The organism is Herbidospora sp. NBRC 101105 (assembly GCF_030269205.1).
Lineage (GTDB): Bacteria > Actinomycetota > Actinomycetes > Streptosporangiales > Streptosporangiaceae > Herbidospora > Herbidospora solisilvae.
This window is the reverse complement of sequence record NZ_BSSX01000007.1, coordinates 113,043-129,965: the sequence shown is the minus strand read 5'-3', so window position 1 is coordinate 129,965 and position 16,923 is coordinate 113,043. Positions and strand designations below refer to the sequence as shown.

Genomic DNA, 16,923 nt, shown 5'->3' with positions numbered 1-16,923 from the left:
GGACGCGGCGGGGGTGGTCAGCTCGCGAGGACGAGCACGCCCAGCGCGAAGAGCACCGCACCGACGGCCAGCAGCAGGATGAACGTGCTGAAGAAGGTGCTCAGCGCCCACCACAACACGACCGACCCCGCGATGGCCGACAGGTCGAGGACGACACGCCCCTTCTCCTTGGCGGCCAGGCCGAACATGGCGTCGATGAGCAGCCCCAGACCGTACACGACGAGAAGGAGGAGAGAGGCCTCGGGCAGGTGCTCGCGGCCGGTCGCGGCGAGCAGGCCGACGACCGCGCAGGTGCCGACCACCCAGCGCCGCCGCACCACGTCGCGGCGGCGGGCGAAGGCGATCTCGGCCGGCGAGCGGGTGTCGGGCGGCGGCGCGGCCGCCGCCTTCAGCTCGACGGTCTCCTCCTCGCGGTGGGCGCTCGCCGTCGCCGGGGTGACCGGAGCGGTGACCGGACGCTGGGCGCCCAGGCGGGCCAGCAACTGGGCGGCGGTCGGACGGGCCGCCGGGTCGGTGGCGAGGGCGTCGCGCAGGATCGGGACCAGCCATGACGGCACCCCGGTCAGGTCGGGCTCGTGGTGGACGATCCGGTAGGCGACCGCCGGGGCGGGCCCCTGCCCGTAGATCGGGCGGCCGGTGGCGGCGTAGGCGAGCGTCGTGGCGAACGCGAACACGTCGGCGGGCGGCCCGGCCTCGCGGCCTTCGAGGACCTCGGGGGCCAGGTATCCGGGGGTGCCGACGACCGCCCCGGTGTCGGTCACCGAGACCAGGTCGAGCGCGGAGGCGATGCCGAAGTCGATGAGATAGGGCTCGCCGTCGGCCAGCATCACGTTGGCCGGCTTCAGGTCGCGGTGGACGACCCCCGCGTCGTGGATGGCCGCCAGCGCCTCGGCCAGGCCCCGCGCCAGCCGCAGCAGATCGGCGTCGTCGGTGACCGGCCCCTCGGCGACGATCGTCGACAGGGCCCGGCCCGGCACGTAGCGGGTGACGATGTAGGGGCGGTCGCCGTCGAGCGACACGTCGAGGACCTCGGCGATGTGGGGCCCGCGGACCCGGAGCATCGTCTCGACCTCGCGCGACAGGCGGGTGAGGGCCGAGCCGTCGGCCGCTATGTGAGGGTGGAGCACCTTCACCGCGACGGTGCGCCCCTCGGCGTCGAGCGCCAGATGGACCTCGCCGAACCCGCCCTTGCCAAGAGGGGAGAGCAGCCGATAGGGACCGGCGTTAGAGACGCTCGACTCCACCGGCTGCTCCCTTCAGGATTCACGAGTCATCGTGCCCCGTCGCGGGCTCTGGCTCACTTCCCGACGAGGAAACCCAGTCCGATCTGGCTCATCAGGTCTTCGAACAGGCCGGTGATCAGGTTGACCGCGGTGTCCTGTCCCTTGCCGAGACTGGCCACGAGGTCGTCGATCACGGCCGACGGGGGCCGCCAGGGCGTCCAGACGGCTTCGGCCGACAGCGCGGTCATCACGATGAAGAACGCCAGCGTGCCGAAGACCAGGGTGACCACCATGCCGGCGCCGGGGCTGCGGATGACGCCCGCCAGCGCCCGCTGCACCGCCTGGCGCGGCTTGCGCCCGCCCGGCAGCAGGAACAACCCGCCGACGAACGCCGCCGCCGCGTAGGCCGCCGCGCCGTCGGTCGTCAGCCCGCCCAGGTAGCGGCAGGCGCCCCACACACAGATGCCGAACAGGATGCCCAGCGGGACGTGGAGCGCGGTCGCCAGCACCGCCTTGACCAGCGCCCAGGGGGTGCCGAGCACGGCCCGCATCGGATCGGAGTTGCTGGTGCCCCGGATCGAGCGGCGCTCGCTCAGGTCGCCGATCAGCGAGTTGCCGACCCGCAGGCACAACACCAGCACGATCGCGAACAGGCTCACCATGACCGGCAGCAGGCACGCCGCGCCGACCAGCGTGGCCAGCATCAGCGCCGCCATCACCGGGTGGCTGGTCTTGTATCGTGGCCGGTCCTGCTGCGGCTGCGCCTGCGGCGGGCTGTAAGGCGGCGGCGCGGGGGCCGGGCGCTGCTGCTGCGGCGCCGGGAAGCCGGCCACCCGCTGGTCGGGGTAGGGCGGCGGCGCGAACTGCGGCGGCTGGTAGGGCGGCACACTGGCCGGGACGTAGGGCGGCGGCTGGCCGTTGCCCGGTCGCCGCTGCCGCGAGTCCTTCTGCGGCCGGGGCTCCCGCTCCGGCGCGACGTAGTTGACCGGCGGCAGCAGGTCGGAGAACGTCTCGTCGCGCCGGGCCGAGGGCACGGCGTCGTCGAGCACGCGGGTGCCGTCGTTGAGGACGCGGGTGCCGTCGGTGAGCACCCGGGTCCCGTCGTTGAGGACCCTGGTGCCGTCGGCCAGCACGCGGGTCCCGTCGGAGAGCACGCGGGTGCCGTCGGGCCACTGGTTCTTCTGGACGGCGGTGCCGCCCTCCTTGAACACCGTCACCGTGGGGTCGAGGGCGCGCGAGAGCTTCAGCAGCGACCCGGCCGTCGGACGGGCGCCGGCGTCGGTCGCCAGGGCCAGCCGCAACCAGCCGCGCAGGAACGCGGGCGCGGCGTCGACCTGGGCCTTGCCCTCCAGGATGTTGTAACAGACCGCCTCGAAGGTGCCCTGGCCGAACGGCGGCTTGCCGGTCGCGGCGAAGAACACGGTCGCGGCCAGCGCGTGGACGTCGGCCGCCTGGGTGATCTCGCTGTCGCGGATGATCTCCGGGGCGAGGTAGCCGGGGGTGCCGACGAACATGCCCGTCTGGGTCAGCCGGGTGGCGTTGACCAGGTGGGCGATGCCGAAGTCGATGACCAGCGGCTCGAACGTCCCGGACCCGTCGTCGACGAGCATCACGTTGGCCGGCTTGAGGTCGCGGTGGATGACGTCGGCCTGGTGGATGGCCACCAGCGCCTCGCACAACCCCCGGGCCAGCTTGGTCAGTTCGTCGCCCTTGAGCGGGCCGTCTTCGAGCACCCGCTGCTCCAGCGTGCGCCCCGGCGCGAAGCGGGTGACGATGTAGGGCGTGGCGCCGGTCAGGTCGGCGTCGAGCACGGCGGCGACACGGCCGCTCCGCACCCGGCGCATCGTCTCGACCTCACGAGTGAGACGGTCGCGTGCCTTCAGATCGGATGCGACGTGTGGGTGGAGGACCTTGACGGCGACTTGGCGGTCGTCGGAGTCGAGCCCCAGATGGACGACGCCCATCCCGCCTTCACCAAGTCGCCGGAGCAATCGGTATGGACCGATCCGCTCCGGTGCTTCCGTTGCGGCCACCTATGACCCCCCTAGTCCTGATTTCCGCAGTTGTTCCAGCCGTTGTGTCAGCTCCGGCAGGTCGAAACCCCAGATCAAACCTGCCGTGTGGATGTCGGAACTGAGCGACAACAGCGCGACTCCTGCGAGGACCACCGCCACCACCCCCACGATGGCCGCGACCCCGATCGCCATGCCCCTGGTGGGGAACAGCGATGCCAGCGTACGGCGTACCTGGCGGGTGGGGGCCTCGACGGCGGGGCCGGCGCAGATCGTCCAGAGGGCGACGGCGACGCCCCAGCCGAGAGTGGCGGGGATGTCCATTTTCGTGAGCACCGTCAGCAGCAACGTGACGGGGATGCCGAGGATGAGGCCGTAGAAGATGAGGCCCAGCGTCGCCCCGGCCGATCGGGCCAGCGCGGCGGGCTCGTTGAGGACCCGGAACACGTCGCCCGCCGCCGCGCTGACCTGCCGCTGGCCGTTGAGCTGCGGCTGGGCGATGTCGGCGGCGCGGAACAGGATGACGCTCGGGATGATCAGCAGCGCGGCCAGCGTCGGCGCGATCGCCGCGCCGCCGAGCAGCGCCACCTGCATGAGCACGCTCGCCACGCCGTAGGCCCGGGAGCGCTGCAACATGGCGCCCGGACGCGCGCCCGGGTTGTGCAGCGGCGGGGGCGGCGGGACGCGCAGCGTCTCCAGGAACGGCGCCGGCTTCGGCTGGTGGACCTGCGGGGTCCGCTCGTAGAGCTCGGCGGGCTGCTCGAAGAACGCCTGCTGCGGGTTCTGCGACTGGCGCAGTTCCTCGGGCCGGACCCGGCGTGTGGGCAGGTCGCCGTCGCGCGGCTGCTCCCAGCCGCCCTGACCGGCCCGGCGGGTCGGCATGTCGCCGTCGTTCCAGCCGGTCTGCCGGCCCGGCATCCGCGTGGGGATGTCGCCCTCGCCGGAGAGCCCGGCCCGGCGCAGGTCGTCGCCGGTGACCCGGACCGTGGGGAACGGGTCGCCGCCGCCCGGGCCGGGAACGTGCCCGGGACCGGACGGGTTGACGGCCGGGCGCGGCGCGGTCGGCTCGGCAGGGCCGGGGTTCGGGCCGGTGTTCGGCCCGGTGTTCGGCCGGCCTGCGAGGCCGGAAGGGCCGGTCCCGTGCTGCTGGGCCGCGCTCTGCCCCGGATAGCCGGATGAGCCGGTGCCGGGACCCGTCTGTCCCGGATAACCCGGGTTCTGGCGGACGTCACTCGGCGGGTGGCCCGCGTAGGGGGTGTCGTTCAGGAGGGAGACGTACTCCTCCTGGGTCGGCTGGCGGCGCACGACCGGGGTGATCAGCGGGTTGGCCTTCGGGCCGGCCACCGGCTGGTTGACCTGGTCGGTCGACGGGGGCCGCGGCGTGGGCGGCGGGCCGTCGACGCCGAAGACGGCGATCGGCTGGCCGGTCTGGTCGTCGATGTTGGGGACCGTCGTGATCTCGTCGGGCACCCGGGGGCGCCGCGCCTGCGGCATCAGCCGGGCCACCTGCTCGCGCAGCTCGACCGCCCGGGGGCGGCGCGAGGGGTCGCGCTGGAACGCCGCGCGCAGCACCGACTGGATCACCGCCGGGGCGGCGTCGACGTTGGCCTTGCCCGACGTGATGTTGAAGAAGATCATCTCCAACGTGCCCTTGCCGAACGGCGGCAGGCCGGTCGCGGCGTAGAGCAGGGTGCCGGCCCAGGCGTGCACGTCGACCTCGGGACCGGCCTCGTGACCCTCGATGATCTCGGGGGCGAGGTAGCCGGGGGTGCCGATGAACATGCCGGTCTGGGTCAGCCGGGTCGCGTCGACCGCCTGCGCGATGCCGAAGTCGATCAGCACCGGGTCGCCGTCGAGCATGAGCACGTTGCCCGGCTTCAGGTCGCGGTGGATGACCCCGGCCGCGTGGACGGCCGACAACGCGTCGGCCACGCCGTAGGCGACCTTGAGCAGCCCTTCGACCGACATCGGACCGTCGGTCTTGATCAGGTCGTCGAGGGGTTTGCCGGGGACGTAGCGCGTGACGATGTAGGGCCGCTGGCCCGTCACGTCGGCGTCGACGACCTCGGCGATGTAGGGGTTGCGGACCCGCCGCATCGTCTCGACCTCGCGGGAGAGCCGACGGCGCGCGGTGTCGTCGCCCGCGACCTCCGGGCGCAGCACCTTGACGGCCACCTGCCTGCCGTGAGGATCGAGGGCCAGGTGGACCACGCCCATGCCGCCTTCACCGAGCCGCCGGAGCAGCCGGTAGGGGCCAAGTCGGTCGTCCTGATTCATGCCTTAAGCACCATACCGACTAAAACACCGCCCATGAGTGAACCATCAGGCCACATTCCTGCCCGGTACAACGGCAGGATTGGTCCAACGGTTTCCCACCCTACGGTCACAAAGTGAGCAACAGCACCTCACCCCGGGTGGCGGTGACGAGATCACCACCGGAAAGCGCCAGCTTGGACCGGCGAAGCCCGCTGCCGATGACGACGAAGTCGCGGCGGGTCACGTTTTCGTCAACGAGCACCGGCCAGCCCTCCGGCAGCCCGATCGGCGTGATTCCGCCGTATTCCATCCCGGTCAGCGAGACGGCGTCGTCCATCGGCGCGAAGGAGATCTTGCGGGCGTCGAGGTGGCGCCGGACGATCCCGTTGATGTCGGCCCGGTGGGTGGCGAGCACCATGACGGCCGCGTAGCGGGTCTCGCCGCCACGCTTGGCCGCCACGACGACGCAGTTGGCCGAGTCCTCCGGGGCGACGCCGTATTTCTCGCAGAAGGCGGCGGTGTCGGCCAGGTCGGGGTCGATGGCGGTGGCCCGCAGGTCGACCTTCAGGTCGGGTACGGCCTTCGCCACCGGTTCGGCCAGCAGATCGAGGCGGCCGGCGGCGGGGACCCAGTCGAGCATCAGTTCTCCTTCAGCGCCCTCTCGTGGATCGAGAGCACTGCCTTGCGTGCGGACTCGAAGGCTCCAGCCTGCCAGGCCACGAGGCCGGTCAGCCAGTCGCCCGCCAGGTAGACGCGCCCGTGGGCCTGCTGCACGCCCTGGAGGCCGGCGACCATCATGCCCTCGACGTGCGGCCGGTTCGCCCAGGAGACCGAGACGCCCGACAGCAGGTCCTTGCGGTAACGGGGCCCGTGGACCTGTTCGCCCGCGCGCAGCGCGCGCTCCAGCCGGGCGGCCGGTGAGAGGGGGTCGTAGGCGGCGGCCTGGTCGCCCACGGTGTAGTAGCCGACGAGCAGGCCCCGGCGTTCGTGGAAGCCGTGGGAGGGGTACCAGATGCGGCCGATGTCGAGGTCGGTCTCGCTGGTGCCGCCGTAGATGTTCTCGTCCAGCTCCCACCAGCGGCGGCCGTACTCCAGGCCGAGTTTGCCGCCGGCCAGGAGGAAGCCCCCGCCCAGCTGGAAGACGAGCTGCTGCGGGAGCGAACTCGGGATGCGGGCCAGGATGTGCGGCGGCAGGGTGGCGACGCAGTAGTCGGCGGTGACCGCGCCGTTCCGGTGCTCGACGACGACCTCGCGGCCGGTGTCGGTGATCCTCGTGGCCGGGGTGCCGGTCCTGATGCGGTGGCGGCCGACGTTGGCGACCAGGGCGTCGACGATGCGGTCCATGCCGCCGACCGGCTGGAACATGGGCATGGCCTGGTCGTGGGCGAGGTCCCAGGTGAGCGCGTAGGGGATCCGGTAGCCGAGCACCTCGCCGACCGACGGGACCGGGCCGGTGTCGGCGCGGCGTTCGCCGCCGTCGTAGGTGAGCCGCTCGCCGAGCTGGCCGAACTCGCGTAACAGGTCGAGCAGGTTGGTCTTGTCGGCGGCGGTCAGGTCGGCGTCGAGGGCGCCCTGGTTCGCGGCCTTGGCCAGCAGTTCGGAGAGGTGACCCTGCGTGTCGGCGCGGGCGGTGCGCAGCCGGATCGACTTCCCCGAGGTGTGGACGTAGGCGTCGGCGTTGGAGTTGACGAAGACCTCCAGGGGCACGCCGAGCTCGCGGCAGTAGTCCATGGTGATCATCCACTGCGCGATGCGGGCCGGGCCGGCGTTGAAGTAGGTGCCGTCGCGGAAGGCGGCCCGCTGGGTGGCGCCGCCGATCTCGGTGAGCTCGTCGCCGCCCCGGATCGTCAGGTTCCGGCCGCCCACCTTCCTGGCGGCCTCCAGGATCGTGACGTCGTACCCGGCCTTGCGCAGTTCGTAGGCGACGGCCAGGCCGGCGATGCCGGCGCCGAGGATCACGACCCGCTTGGGCGAACGGCCGGTCAGGGTGAAGTCGCCCGGCTGGGGGGCGGTGTAGACGTTCGCCTGGCTCGCCGGCACGAGGCCGAGGGCGCCCATCGCGGCCAGCATGGCCCCGGCTCCCCCGGCGATACCGAGACCGTGGAGGAGAGCCCTGCGGCTTAATTCACCCGTCACCCATATACACCGCTTCCGCACGCGACCTGGCCGGCGATCATGGCGTACAGCCCGAAGAGTGCCATGATCTCCCGGTAGTCGGGCGTTGTGAACTCGGTGTTCCTTGCCGATTTGCGCCGGGTTCCCGGGATGATCGCGCAGGCCGAGGCGATGGCGGTGCTGTTCCACTCCACTTCGAGCGTGTACGGCGGCTCGATCGCATAGGGCCGGAAGTCGGTCAGCCGGTTGAGGGCGGTGACGGTCGACTCTTCGATCCTCCGCTGGGCCACGGCGATCGGCAGCAGCTCGGCGGCGAACATGTCGATGCCCTGCTTGACGGCGACCGTCTCGACGTCGCCGAGCACCTCGCGCGCCTCCTCGCAGACCGCGACGTCGCCGGTGACCAGCACGACCGGCACCCCGACGGACCCGGCGAACGCCGACACCAGCCGGGTCTCGCCGCAGATCTCGCCGTTCAGCCAGACGTTCTGGATCTCCTTGCCCATCCACGTGTGGTTGAGCACGCCGTGGGAGACCCCGGCCCGCGCGTGGTAGCCCGCGAAGATCGCGGCGTCGAAGCCCTCGGTGAGGCCCTGGCCCATGCGGTGGGGTTTGCCGGGGCCCCGGATGAGGGTGGCGCGCGGGTCGAGCAGGTCGATGCGCAGGTTCCTGGTCGAGCCGTGGGCGTCGTTGACCAGCACCTGCGTCGCCCCGGCGGCGAACGCGCCCCGGATGACGGCGTTGGCGTCGCCGGTCATGAACTCACAACCGCGCTCGTAGCCCCGGCCGCCGTGGTGCATCTCCTCGGGGTCGGTGAGCCCGGTGACGCCCTCCATGTCGACGGACAGGTAAACCCGCATCAGTAGCTCCGCAATCGCTCGACCTCACGGCGCAGCGCCACCACTTCCCGGCGGAGCATCTGGATCTCCCACAGCGCCTCCTTCATGTCCTGCGCGTGGTCGGCCCGGGTGACGTACCGGGCGTCGACCCGGACGCGGACGGCCCGGCGCAGCCGGGGCGGGGCGAGCACACGAAGGATGAGGCGGAGGACGGACCGCATGAGCGGCAACCCTAGCCGGGATGCGAGGAACGTTCCGCACCCAATGGTCACAATAACCGCACGGGACGGGTCCTCCCGTCAGGGAGGACCCGTCCCGGAGGTAGATCCTCAGCGAAGAGTGCCGTTGGTCATGCCGGCCGGCTCCTCGGGCACCGCGATCAGGCCGAGCTCGGCGGGCGAGGCCATCAGCGGGTGGAAGGGCACCACCCGGACCGAGTAGCCGAACGCGCCGGTCCGGTCGAGCGGGATCACCCCGGTGAAGGTGGCGTGGCCGTCGTCGTCGAGCGAGCCGACGGTCAGCTTCACGTGGTTGGGCTCGATCAGCTCGTCGTGCTGGCCGACCCGGCCGTAGGCGGCCTGCACCTCGACGTCGTCGGGCGACAACTCGCCCAGCGCGATCGTGGCGTTGACCTCCATGGCGGCCCCCAGTTCCGGGGTGTCGCCGATGCCGGCCGTCTCGACGTGCTCGACCCGGACGGCGGGCCAGGCCTGCGAGACCCGCAGCTTCCAGGCCGCGAACGCCTTGGCCTGGGCGTAGCCGTCGCCCGACAGGGCCTTGGCGGCGCCGGCCGCCGGGCTGTAGAGCTCGACGACGTAGTCGCGCAGCATCCGGCCGGCCAGCACCTTCGGCCCGAGCGAGCTGAGGGTGTGCTTGACCATCTCCAGCCAGCGGCGCGGCAGGCCGTCGGCGGCCCGGTCGTAGAACCGGTCGGCGACCTCGCGCTCGATCAGGTCGTAGAGGGCCGAGGCCTCCAGCTCGTCACGCCGCTCGGGGTCGGAGACGCCGTCGGCGGTCGGGATGGCCCAGCCGTTGTTGCCGTCGAACCACTCGTCCCACCAGCCGTCGCGGATCGACAGGTTCAGGCCGCCGTTGAGGGCGGCCTTCATGCCGGAGGTGCCGCACGCCTCCAGCGGGCGCAGCGGGTTGTTCATCCAGACGTCGCAACCCTGGACGAGCAGCTGGCCGACGGTCATGTCGTAGTCGGGCAGGAAGACGATGCGGTGGCGCACGTCCTCCATGTCGGCGAACTTGATGATCTGCTGGATGAGCTTCTTGCCGCCCTCGTCGGCCGGGTGGGCCTTGCCGGCGATCACGATCTGGACCGGCTTGACCGGGTCGAGCAGCAGCCCGCGCAGCCGCTCGGGGTCGCGCAGCATCAGCGTGAGCCGCTTGTAGGAGGGCACCCGGCGGGCGAAGCCGATGGTCAGCACGTCGGGCGACAGGGCCTCGTCGGTCCAGGTCAGCTCGGCGTCGGAGGCCCCGCGCTGCCGCCACGACCGGCGCAGGCGCTTGCGGGCCTCGGTGACCAGGTTGGCGCGCAGCTGACCGCGGATGGTCCACAGGTCGCCGTCGGAGAGCTTCTGGACGCCCTCCCAGCCCTGGGCCCGCTCGACGATCGTCGGCAGCTCCTTGCCGGCCAGCTCCATGACCTCGCGGCCGACCCACGTGGGGGCGTGCACGCCGTTGGTGATCGAGCCGATCGGGATCTCCGACAGGTCGAAGCCCGGCCACAGGCCCTGGAACATGCCCCTGCTGACCTCGCCGTGCAGGACCGACACGCCGTTGACCCGCTGGGCCAGGCGCATGCCCATGACGGCCATGTTGAAGACGGCCTTCTCGCCGTCGCCGGAGTCGGGCTCGGCGCCGAGGGCCAGGACGCGGTCGACCGGCACGGTCGGCCAGGCGTTGTCGCCGCCGAACTGGCGGGCGATCATGTCGGCCGGGAACCGGTCGATGCCGGCCGGGACCGGCGTGTGGGTGGTGAAGACGGTGCCGGCGCGGACCGCCTCCAGGGCCTCGTCGAACGACAGGCGGGCCTCGGTGAGCTCGCGGATGCGCTCCAGGCCGAGGAATCCGGCGTGGCCCTCGTTGGTGTGGAAGACCTGGGGCTCGGGGTGGCCGGTGATGCGGCAGTAGGCGCGGATGGCCCGCACGCCGCCGATGCCCAGGAGGAGTTCCTGGAGCAGGCGGTGGTCGCCGCCGCCGCCGTAGAGGCGGTCGGTGACGTCGCGGGCGGTGGTGTCGTTGTCGGCCACGTCGGAGTCGAGCAGCAGCAGCGGGATGCGGCCGACCTGGGCGACCCAGATCTGGGCGTGCAGGCCGGTGCCGCCCGGGAGGCTGATGCGGATGCGGGCCGGGCTGCCGTCCTCCTCCTTGAGGAGGGTCAGGGGGAGGCCGCCCGGGTCGAGGGAGGGGTAGTGCTCCTGCTGCCAGCCCTCGGGCGACAGCGACTGGGTGAAGTAGCCGTGCCGGTAGAGCAGGCCGACGCCCAGGATCGGCACGCCGAGGTCGGAGGCGGCCTTCAGGTGGTCGCCGGCCAGGATGCCCAGGCCGCCCGAATACTGGGGAAGGGCGGCGGCGATGCCGTATTCGGGAGAGAAGTAGCCGACGGCGGCGGGCGCGTCCTCCAGCGTCTGGTACCAGCGTGGCGCCGTCATGTACTCGCGGAGGTCGTCGGCGGCGTCGGCCAGGCGGCGCAGGAAGCGGCGGTCCTGGGCCAGGGCGCGGAGCCTCTCGGCCGAGACGGCGCCGAGAAGGGCCACGGGGTCGTGCTCGACCCGCTCCCAGACCTCGGGGTCGACCTCGGCGAACAGGTCCATCGTCTCCGGGTGCCATGACCAGCGGAGATTCTGGACCAGCTCGCCAAGCGGCGCGAGCTCGGCCGGAAGGACGGTACGGACGGTGAACCTGCGTATAGCTCTCACGTGGCCAGACCCTAGGCGATCGGAGGGGGTGGATGTGGCCGGAACTTCGCGCCACACAGTGCGAACTCACCATTGGCATACCTGCTCAAACCTCACCGAACGACCCTGGTGACGGTGAGTACGTGTACGTCGCACGAACCTCCGGAGACCCGTGGATGACACGCGGGTTTGACCGGCCCGACTGACTTTCATTCTGGCGGGTAAAGGGGGAGCATTAGGGCAACTCCAGTACGAGCGAGTGGTCCGGTCAGCGGGCTGTGATTCGTGCTGCCTCAAGACAGAGCAAAGATCGACAATTGCCCCGTGGACTCCGGCGGTACCGGGCGTGCCGTCGCTACGTTGAGAAACGATGATCGGAAGAATCCCAATCCAGGACATCCATCCCGTCGTCGACTGCGGGAAGCGACCCGCGAAGGCCGCCGCCGGGGAATCCTTCGAGATCACCGCGACCGTGTTCCGCGAGGGACACGACGCGGTGGCCGCCGGGGTCGTGCTCTTCGATCCCGACGGCGTGCCCGGCCGCCTGAGACCCATGCGGGAGCTCGCGCCCGGCACCGACCGGTGGGGCGTCGACGTCACGCTGCCCGCGGAGGGATTGTGGTCCTACCGTGTCGAGGCCTGGAGCGACCCGATCGCGACCTGGCTGCACGACGCCGGGATCAAGATCCCGCGGGGGCTCGACTCCGATCTGATGTGCGAGGAGGGCGCGCGGTTGTTCGACCGCGCCGCCAAGGCGGTGCGCGCCGCCGACTGCCCGGACGCCCCGCTCAGAGCTCGTAAGACGACCACGAAGGCGAAGCCCAAGGACCCCGTCTGCGGCCACCGGGCCGCGCTGCAGGCGATGGCCGCCCGGCTCCGCGACGACGACGTCGACCCCCGGGCCCGGTTCGCCGCCGCGCAGCTGCCCGAGACGCAGGCCCTGATCGCCGCCCACCCGCTGCGCGAGCTGGTCACCCGGACCGTCCGCCACAAGGTCATGGTCGACCGCAGGCGGGCGCTGTTCGGGTCCTGGTACGAGTTCTTCCCGCGCTCCGAGGGCGCGATCGTCGAAGAGGGCGTCGCCCCCAAGTCGGGCACGTTCAAGACGGCCGAGAAGCGTCTCCCGGCGGTCGCCCAGATGGGCTTCGACGTGGTCTACCTGCCGCCGATCCATCCGATCGGGACGGCGTACCGGAAGGGCCCGAACAACACCCTCACGCCCGAGCCCTACGACCCCGGCAGCCCGTGGGCGATCGGCTCCGACGAGGGCGGGCACGACGCGGTCCACCCCGACCTGGGCACGATCGACGACTTCGACTCCTTCGTGGCGCGCACCCGCGAGCTCGGCATGGAGATCGCGCTCGACCTGGCGCTGCAGTGCTCGCCCGACCACCCGTGGGTCAAGGAGCACCCCGAGTGGTTCAACATCCGGGCCGACGGGAGCATCGCGTACGCGGAGAACCCGCCGAAGAAGTACCAGGACATCTATCCCCTGAACTTCGACAAGGATCCCGAGGGCATCTACCGCGAGGTCCTGCGGGTGGTGCGCCACTGGATGGACCACGGGGTGCGGATCTTCCGGGTCGACAACCCCCACACCAAGCCGGTGGCGTTCTGGGAGCGGCTGCTGCGTGACATCCGCAACACCGACCCCGACGTGCTGTTCCTGGCCGAGGCCTTCACCCGGCCGGCCATGATGCAGACCCTGGGGCGGGTCGGGTTCCACCAGTCGTACACCTACTACACGTGGCGCAACAGCAAGCCGGAGCTCGAGGAGTACCTGACCGAGCTCTCGCGCGAGACGGCCCACTTCATGCGGCCGAACCTGTTCGTCAACACGCCCGACATCCTCCACGAGTACCTGCAGCACGGCGGGCTGCCCGCGTTCAAGATCCGGGCGGTCCTGGCGGCGATGATGTCGCCGACCTGGGGCGTGTACGCGGGTTACGAACTGGGGGAGAACGTCCCGGTACGCCCTGGCAGCGAGGAGTACCTCGACAGCGAGAAGTACCAGTATCGGCCCCGTGACTGGCAGGCGGCCGAACGTGAGGGCCGTAGCCTGGCGCCGTTCATCACGCAGCTGAATTTGTTCAGAAGAGCCCACCCGGCCCTGCAGGAATTGCGTAATCTACGGTTTCACAGCGTCGACCAGCCGGCCGTGATCTGCTTCTCAAAGCGGCTGCCGGGCGCCTACGACACGGCCACACGAAGGCACGCCATAGGCGATGTCGTGCTGACGGTCGTCAATCTTGATCCACATAACACCCACGAGGGCACCGTCTTCTTGGACATGCCGGCCCTGGGTCTCGACTGGCATGCCGAGTTCGTCGTCGACGACGAGCTGTCGGGCGAGTCGTACCGCTGGCGGCAGGCCAACTACGTGCGTCTCGATCCGCATGTCAATCCTGCACACATCTTCACGCTGCGTCACGGGTCAGCGCACCGCCCTTAGAAACCGCAGCCTGCACAACCGGGGAGTCCACAGGTGAGCGTTACGACACCTCAGCCGAATCCGCAGAGCCAGCACAACCAGCCGGTTCCGAACACCTTCACGCACGAGAAGCCGCGCGACGCCTTCTGGTACAAGCGCGCCGTCTTCTACGAGGTGCTCATCCGCGGGTTCGCCGACTCCAACGGTGACGGCACGGGCGACATCCGGGGGCTCATCGACAAGCTCGACTACCTCGAGTGGCTCGGCGTCGACTGCCTCTGGCTGCTGCCGCTGTACGAGTCGCCGCTGCGTGACGGCGGCTACGACATCGCCGACTTCATGAAGATCCTGCCCGACTTCGGCGACCTGGGCGACTTCATCAAGCTGGTCGACGAGGCGCACAAGCGCGGCATCCGGGTCATCGCCGACCTGGTCATGAACCACACCAGCGACCAGCACCCGTGGTTCCAGGCCAGCCGGCACGACCCGACGGGCCCGTTCGGCGACTTCTACGTCTGGAACGACGACGACGAGCTCTACAAGGACGCCCGGATCATCTTCATCGACACCGAGTCGTCCAACTGGACCTACGACCCGGTCCGCCAGCAGTACTACTGGCACCGGTTCTTCCACCACCAGCCCGACCTGAACTACGAGAACCCGGCCGTGCAAGAGGCGATGCTGGAGGTCCTGCGCTTCTGGCTCGACCTGGGCATCGACGGCTTCCGCATGGACGCCATCCCCTACCTGTTCGAGACCGACGGCACCAACTGCGAGAACCTGCCGCAGACCCACGCCTACCTGAAGCGGGTCCGGGCCGAGATCGACCGGCTCTACCCCGACCGGGTGCTGCTGGCCGAGGCCAACCAGTGGCCGAGCGACGTGGTGGAGTACTTCGGCGACCCGGTCACCGGCGGCGACGAGTGCCACATGGCGTTCCACTTCCCGCTGATGCCGCGCATCTTCATGGCGGTCCGCCGCGAGTCCCGCTACCCGATCTCCGAGATCCTGGCCCAGACGCCGAAGATCCCGGAGAACTGCCAGTGGGGCATCTTCCTGCGCAACCACGACGAGCTGACGCTCGAGATGGTCACCGACGAAGAGCGCGACTACATGTACTCCGAGTACGCCAAGGACCCGCGCATGCGCGCCAACGTCGGCATCCGCCGCCGCCTGGCGCCGCTGCTCGACAACGACCGCAACCAGATCGAGCTGTTCACCGCGCTGCTCATGTCGCTGCCGGGCTCCCCGGTGCTCTACTACGGCGACGAGATCGGCATGGGCGACAACATCTGGCTGGGCGACCGCGACGGCGTGCGCACCCCCATGCAGTGGACGCCCGACCGGAACGCCGGGTTCTCCGACTGCGACCCGGGCCGCCTCTACCTGCCGGTGATCATGGACCCGATCTACGGCTACCAGGCGATCAACGTCGAGGCGCAGCAGAAGCACTCCGGTTCGCTGCTCCACTTCACCAAGCGGATGATCGAGATCCGCAAGCGCCACCCCGTCTTCGGGCTGGGCGACTTCACCGAGCTCAACTCCTCGAACCCGAGTGTGCTGGCGTTCGTCCGGGAACTGGGCGACGACCGGGTGCTCTGCGTCAACAACCTGTCGCGGTTCCCCCAGCCGGTGGAGCTGGATCTGCGGCGGTTCGAGGGGGTTTCACCCATCGAGGCGACGGGTAACGTCCCGTTCCCCCCGATTGGCGAACTTCCGTATCTTTTGACGCTCCCGGGGCATGGGTTCTATTGGTTCACCATCCCGCCGTCGTCCCGGGAGGAATAGAAAGTGCTTGCCGAGCTCCTTACCGGATGGATCGCCGATCAACGATGGTTCGCCGGTAAGGGGCGGCCGATCGACGATCTGTCGATCGAGTCCACCGTCCCGCTCATGGACGGCGACCCCGCCCTGGCCCATCTGATCGTCAAGGTGGTCCAGGGCGACCGCACGACCCGATACCAGCTCCTGCTGGGGCTGCGCGACGGGCTGAGCAGCAGGCTCCGGCACGTCTTCATCGGCCGCTGCGAGTGGGACGGCCGTGAACGCGACGTGTACGACGCCGCCCACGACGCCGAACTCATGGGCCGGCTGCTCCACGGCATCGCCCGCGACGCGACCGTCGGCCCGCTGAGCTTCCACCGGGCGCCCGGGGCGGAGATCGACACCTCCCAGCGCAGCCTGGTGATGACCGCCGAACAGTCGAACACCTCGATCGTCTTCGGCGACCAGTACATCCTCAAGATGTTCCGCGTGGTCATCCCGGGGATGAACCCCGAGCTGGAGATCGTCCGGGCGCTGGCCGACGAGGGCTCCCACCACGTGGCCCGGCCTTTCGGCTGGGTCGAGGGCACGATCGACGGCGAGACCACCACCCTGGCGATCATGCAGGCGTTCCTCGGGGGCGCCAGCGAGGGCTGGGCGATGGCGCTGACCAGCGTCCGCGATCTCTACGCCACCCCGCGCGAGGTGTCCGCGGGCGACGCCGGGGGCGACTTCGCCGCCGAGGCCGAACGGCTCGGCGTCGCCACCGCCGAGGTCCACCGCGAGATGCGGGAGGCCTTCGGGTACGACGCCCTCGACCCCGACGAGATCCACTCGATGGCCGAGTTGTACCTCGCCCAGCTGGAGCGGGCGGTCGCGGAGGTCCCGGCGCTGGCCGACCACGCCGACGTGGCCCGGGAGGCCTACGACCTGCTGGCCTCGATCGACGAGCCGGTCCTGGTGCAGCGGGTGCACGGCGACTACCACCTCGGCCAGGTCATGCGGACCTACGACGACTGGATCGTGCTGGACTTCGAGGGTGAACCGGGGCAGCCGCTGGCCGAGCGCCGCGCGCTCCACTCGCCGCTGCGGGACGTCGCGGGCATGCTGCGCTCCTTCGAGTACGCCGCCCGCCACCTGCTGGCCGACCACCCCGACGCGGAGACGCTGGAAGACCGGGCCGAGGAGTGGGCGGTGCGCAACCGGGCCGCCTTCCTGTCCGGGTACACGAGGTCGGGCGGCGAACTGCGCCCCGCCGACGTCGTGATGATGCGCGCGCTGGAACTCGCCAAGGCCGTCTACGAGGTGGTCTACGAAGCGCGCAACCGGCCGTCCTGGCTGCCGATCCCCCTGGCGGCGTTCACCACGAAACACTGA

Annotated in this window: 11 protein-coding genes; 3 read left to right on the top strand and 8 right to left on the bottom strand. The window is 70.6% G+C overall.

The window, feature by feature from the left end:
• Positions 1 to 17 precede the first annotated feature (17 nt).
• The 8 genes from QSK34_RS27290 to glgP form a co-directional block, all read right to left on the bottom strand.
• On the bottom strand, positions 18 to 1,244 hold the full coding sequence (locus tag QSK34_RS27290; RefSeq protein WP_285587991.1) for a serine/threonine-protein kinase: 1,227 nt from the start codon (positions 1,242 to 1,244) through the stop codon (positions 18 to 20).
• Between the two features lie 53 nt (positions 1,245 to 1,297).
• Positions 1,298 to 3,256, bottom strand: coding sequence for a protein kinase domain-containing protein (locus tag QSK34_RS27285; protein WP_285587990.1), 1,959 nt, complete (start codon positions 3,254 to 3,256; stop codon positions 1,298 to 1,300).
• On the bottom strand, positions 3,257 to 5,512 hold the full coding sequence (locus tag QSK34_RS27280) for a serine/threonine-protein kinase (protein WP_285587989.1): 2,256 nt from the start codon (positions 5,510 to 5,512) through the stop codon (positions 3,257 to 3,259).
• A gap of 106 nt (positions 5,513 to 5,618) precedes the next feature.
• On the bottom strand, positions 5,619 to 6,131 hold the full coding sequence (locus tag QSK34_RS27275) for a YbaK/EbsC family protein (RefSeq protein ID WP_285587988.1): 513 nt from the start codon (positions 6,129 to 6,131) through the stop codon (positions 5,619 to 5,621).
• Complete coding sequence (locus tag QSK34_RS27270) at positions 6,131 to 7,627, bottom strand: flavin monoamine oxidase family protein (RefSeq protein WP_285587987.1); 1,497 nt, start codon at positions 7,625 to 7,627, stop codon at positions 6,131 to 6,133. The genes QSK34_RS27275 and QSK34_RS27270 overlap by 1 nt, the downstream gene beginning before the upstream one ends.
• Positions 7,624 to 8,466 (bottom strand): M55 family metallopeptidase, encoded by an 843-nt coding sequence (locus QSK34_RS27265; protein ID WP_285587986.1) that lies wholly within the window; start codon positions 8,464 to 8,466, stop codon positions 7,624 to 7,626. The genes QSK34_RS27270 and QSK34_RS27265 overlap by 4 nt, the downstream gene beginning before the upstream one ends.
• Complete coding sequence (locus QSK34_RS27260; protein WP_161481818.1) at positions 8,466 to 8,666, bottom strand: hypothetical protein; 201 nt, start codon at positions 8,664 to 8,666, stop codon at positions 8,466 to 8,468. The genes QSK34_RS27265 and QSK34_RS27260 overlap by 1 nt, the downstream gene beginning before the upstream one ends.
• Positions 8,667 to 8,774: 108 nt before the next feature.
• A complete protein-coding gene (glgP, locus tag QSK34_RS27255) occupies positions 8,775 to 11,372 on the bottom strand; it encodes an alpha-glucan family phosphorylase (RefSeq protein WP_285587985.1) in 2,598 nt (865 codons plus the stop codon).
• A gap of 349 nt (positions 11,373 to 11,721) precedes the next feature.
• On the opposite strand from glgP, the gene QSK34_RS27250 reads away from it, so the two are divergent.
• Genes QSK34_RS27250 through QSK34_RS27240 form a run of 3 tightly spaced genes read left to right on the top strand, consistent with a single transcriptional unit; the run spans position 11,722 to position 16,923 of the window.
• A complete protein-coding gene (locus tag QSK34_RS27250; RefSeq protein WP_285587983.1) occupies positions 11,722 to 13,803 on the top strand; it encodes an alpha-1,4-glucan--maltose-1-phosphate maltosyltransferase in 2,082 nt (693 codons plus the stop codon).
• Between the two features lie 33 nt (positions 13,804 to 13,836).
• Complete coding sequence (gene treS, locus QSK34_RS27245; protein ID WP_161481815.1) at positions 13,837 to 15,570, top strand: maltose alpha-D-glucosyltransferase; 1,734 nt, start codon at positions 13,837 to 13,839, stop codon at positions 15,568 to 15,570.
• A gap of 3 nt (positions 15,571 to 15,573) precedes the next feature.
• The gene (locus QSK34_RS27240) at positions 15,574 to 16,923 is read left to right on the top strand and encodes a maltokinase N-terminal cap-like domain-containing protein (RefSeq protein WP_285587981.1); all 1,350 of its coding nucleotides are present in this window, start codon (positions 15,574 to 15,576) and stop codon (positions 16,921 to 16,923) included.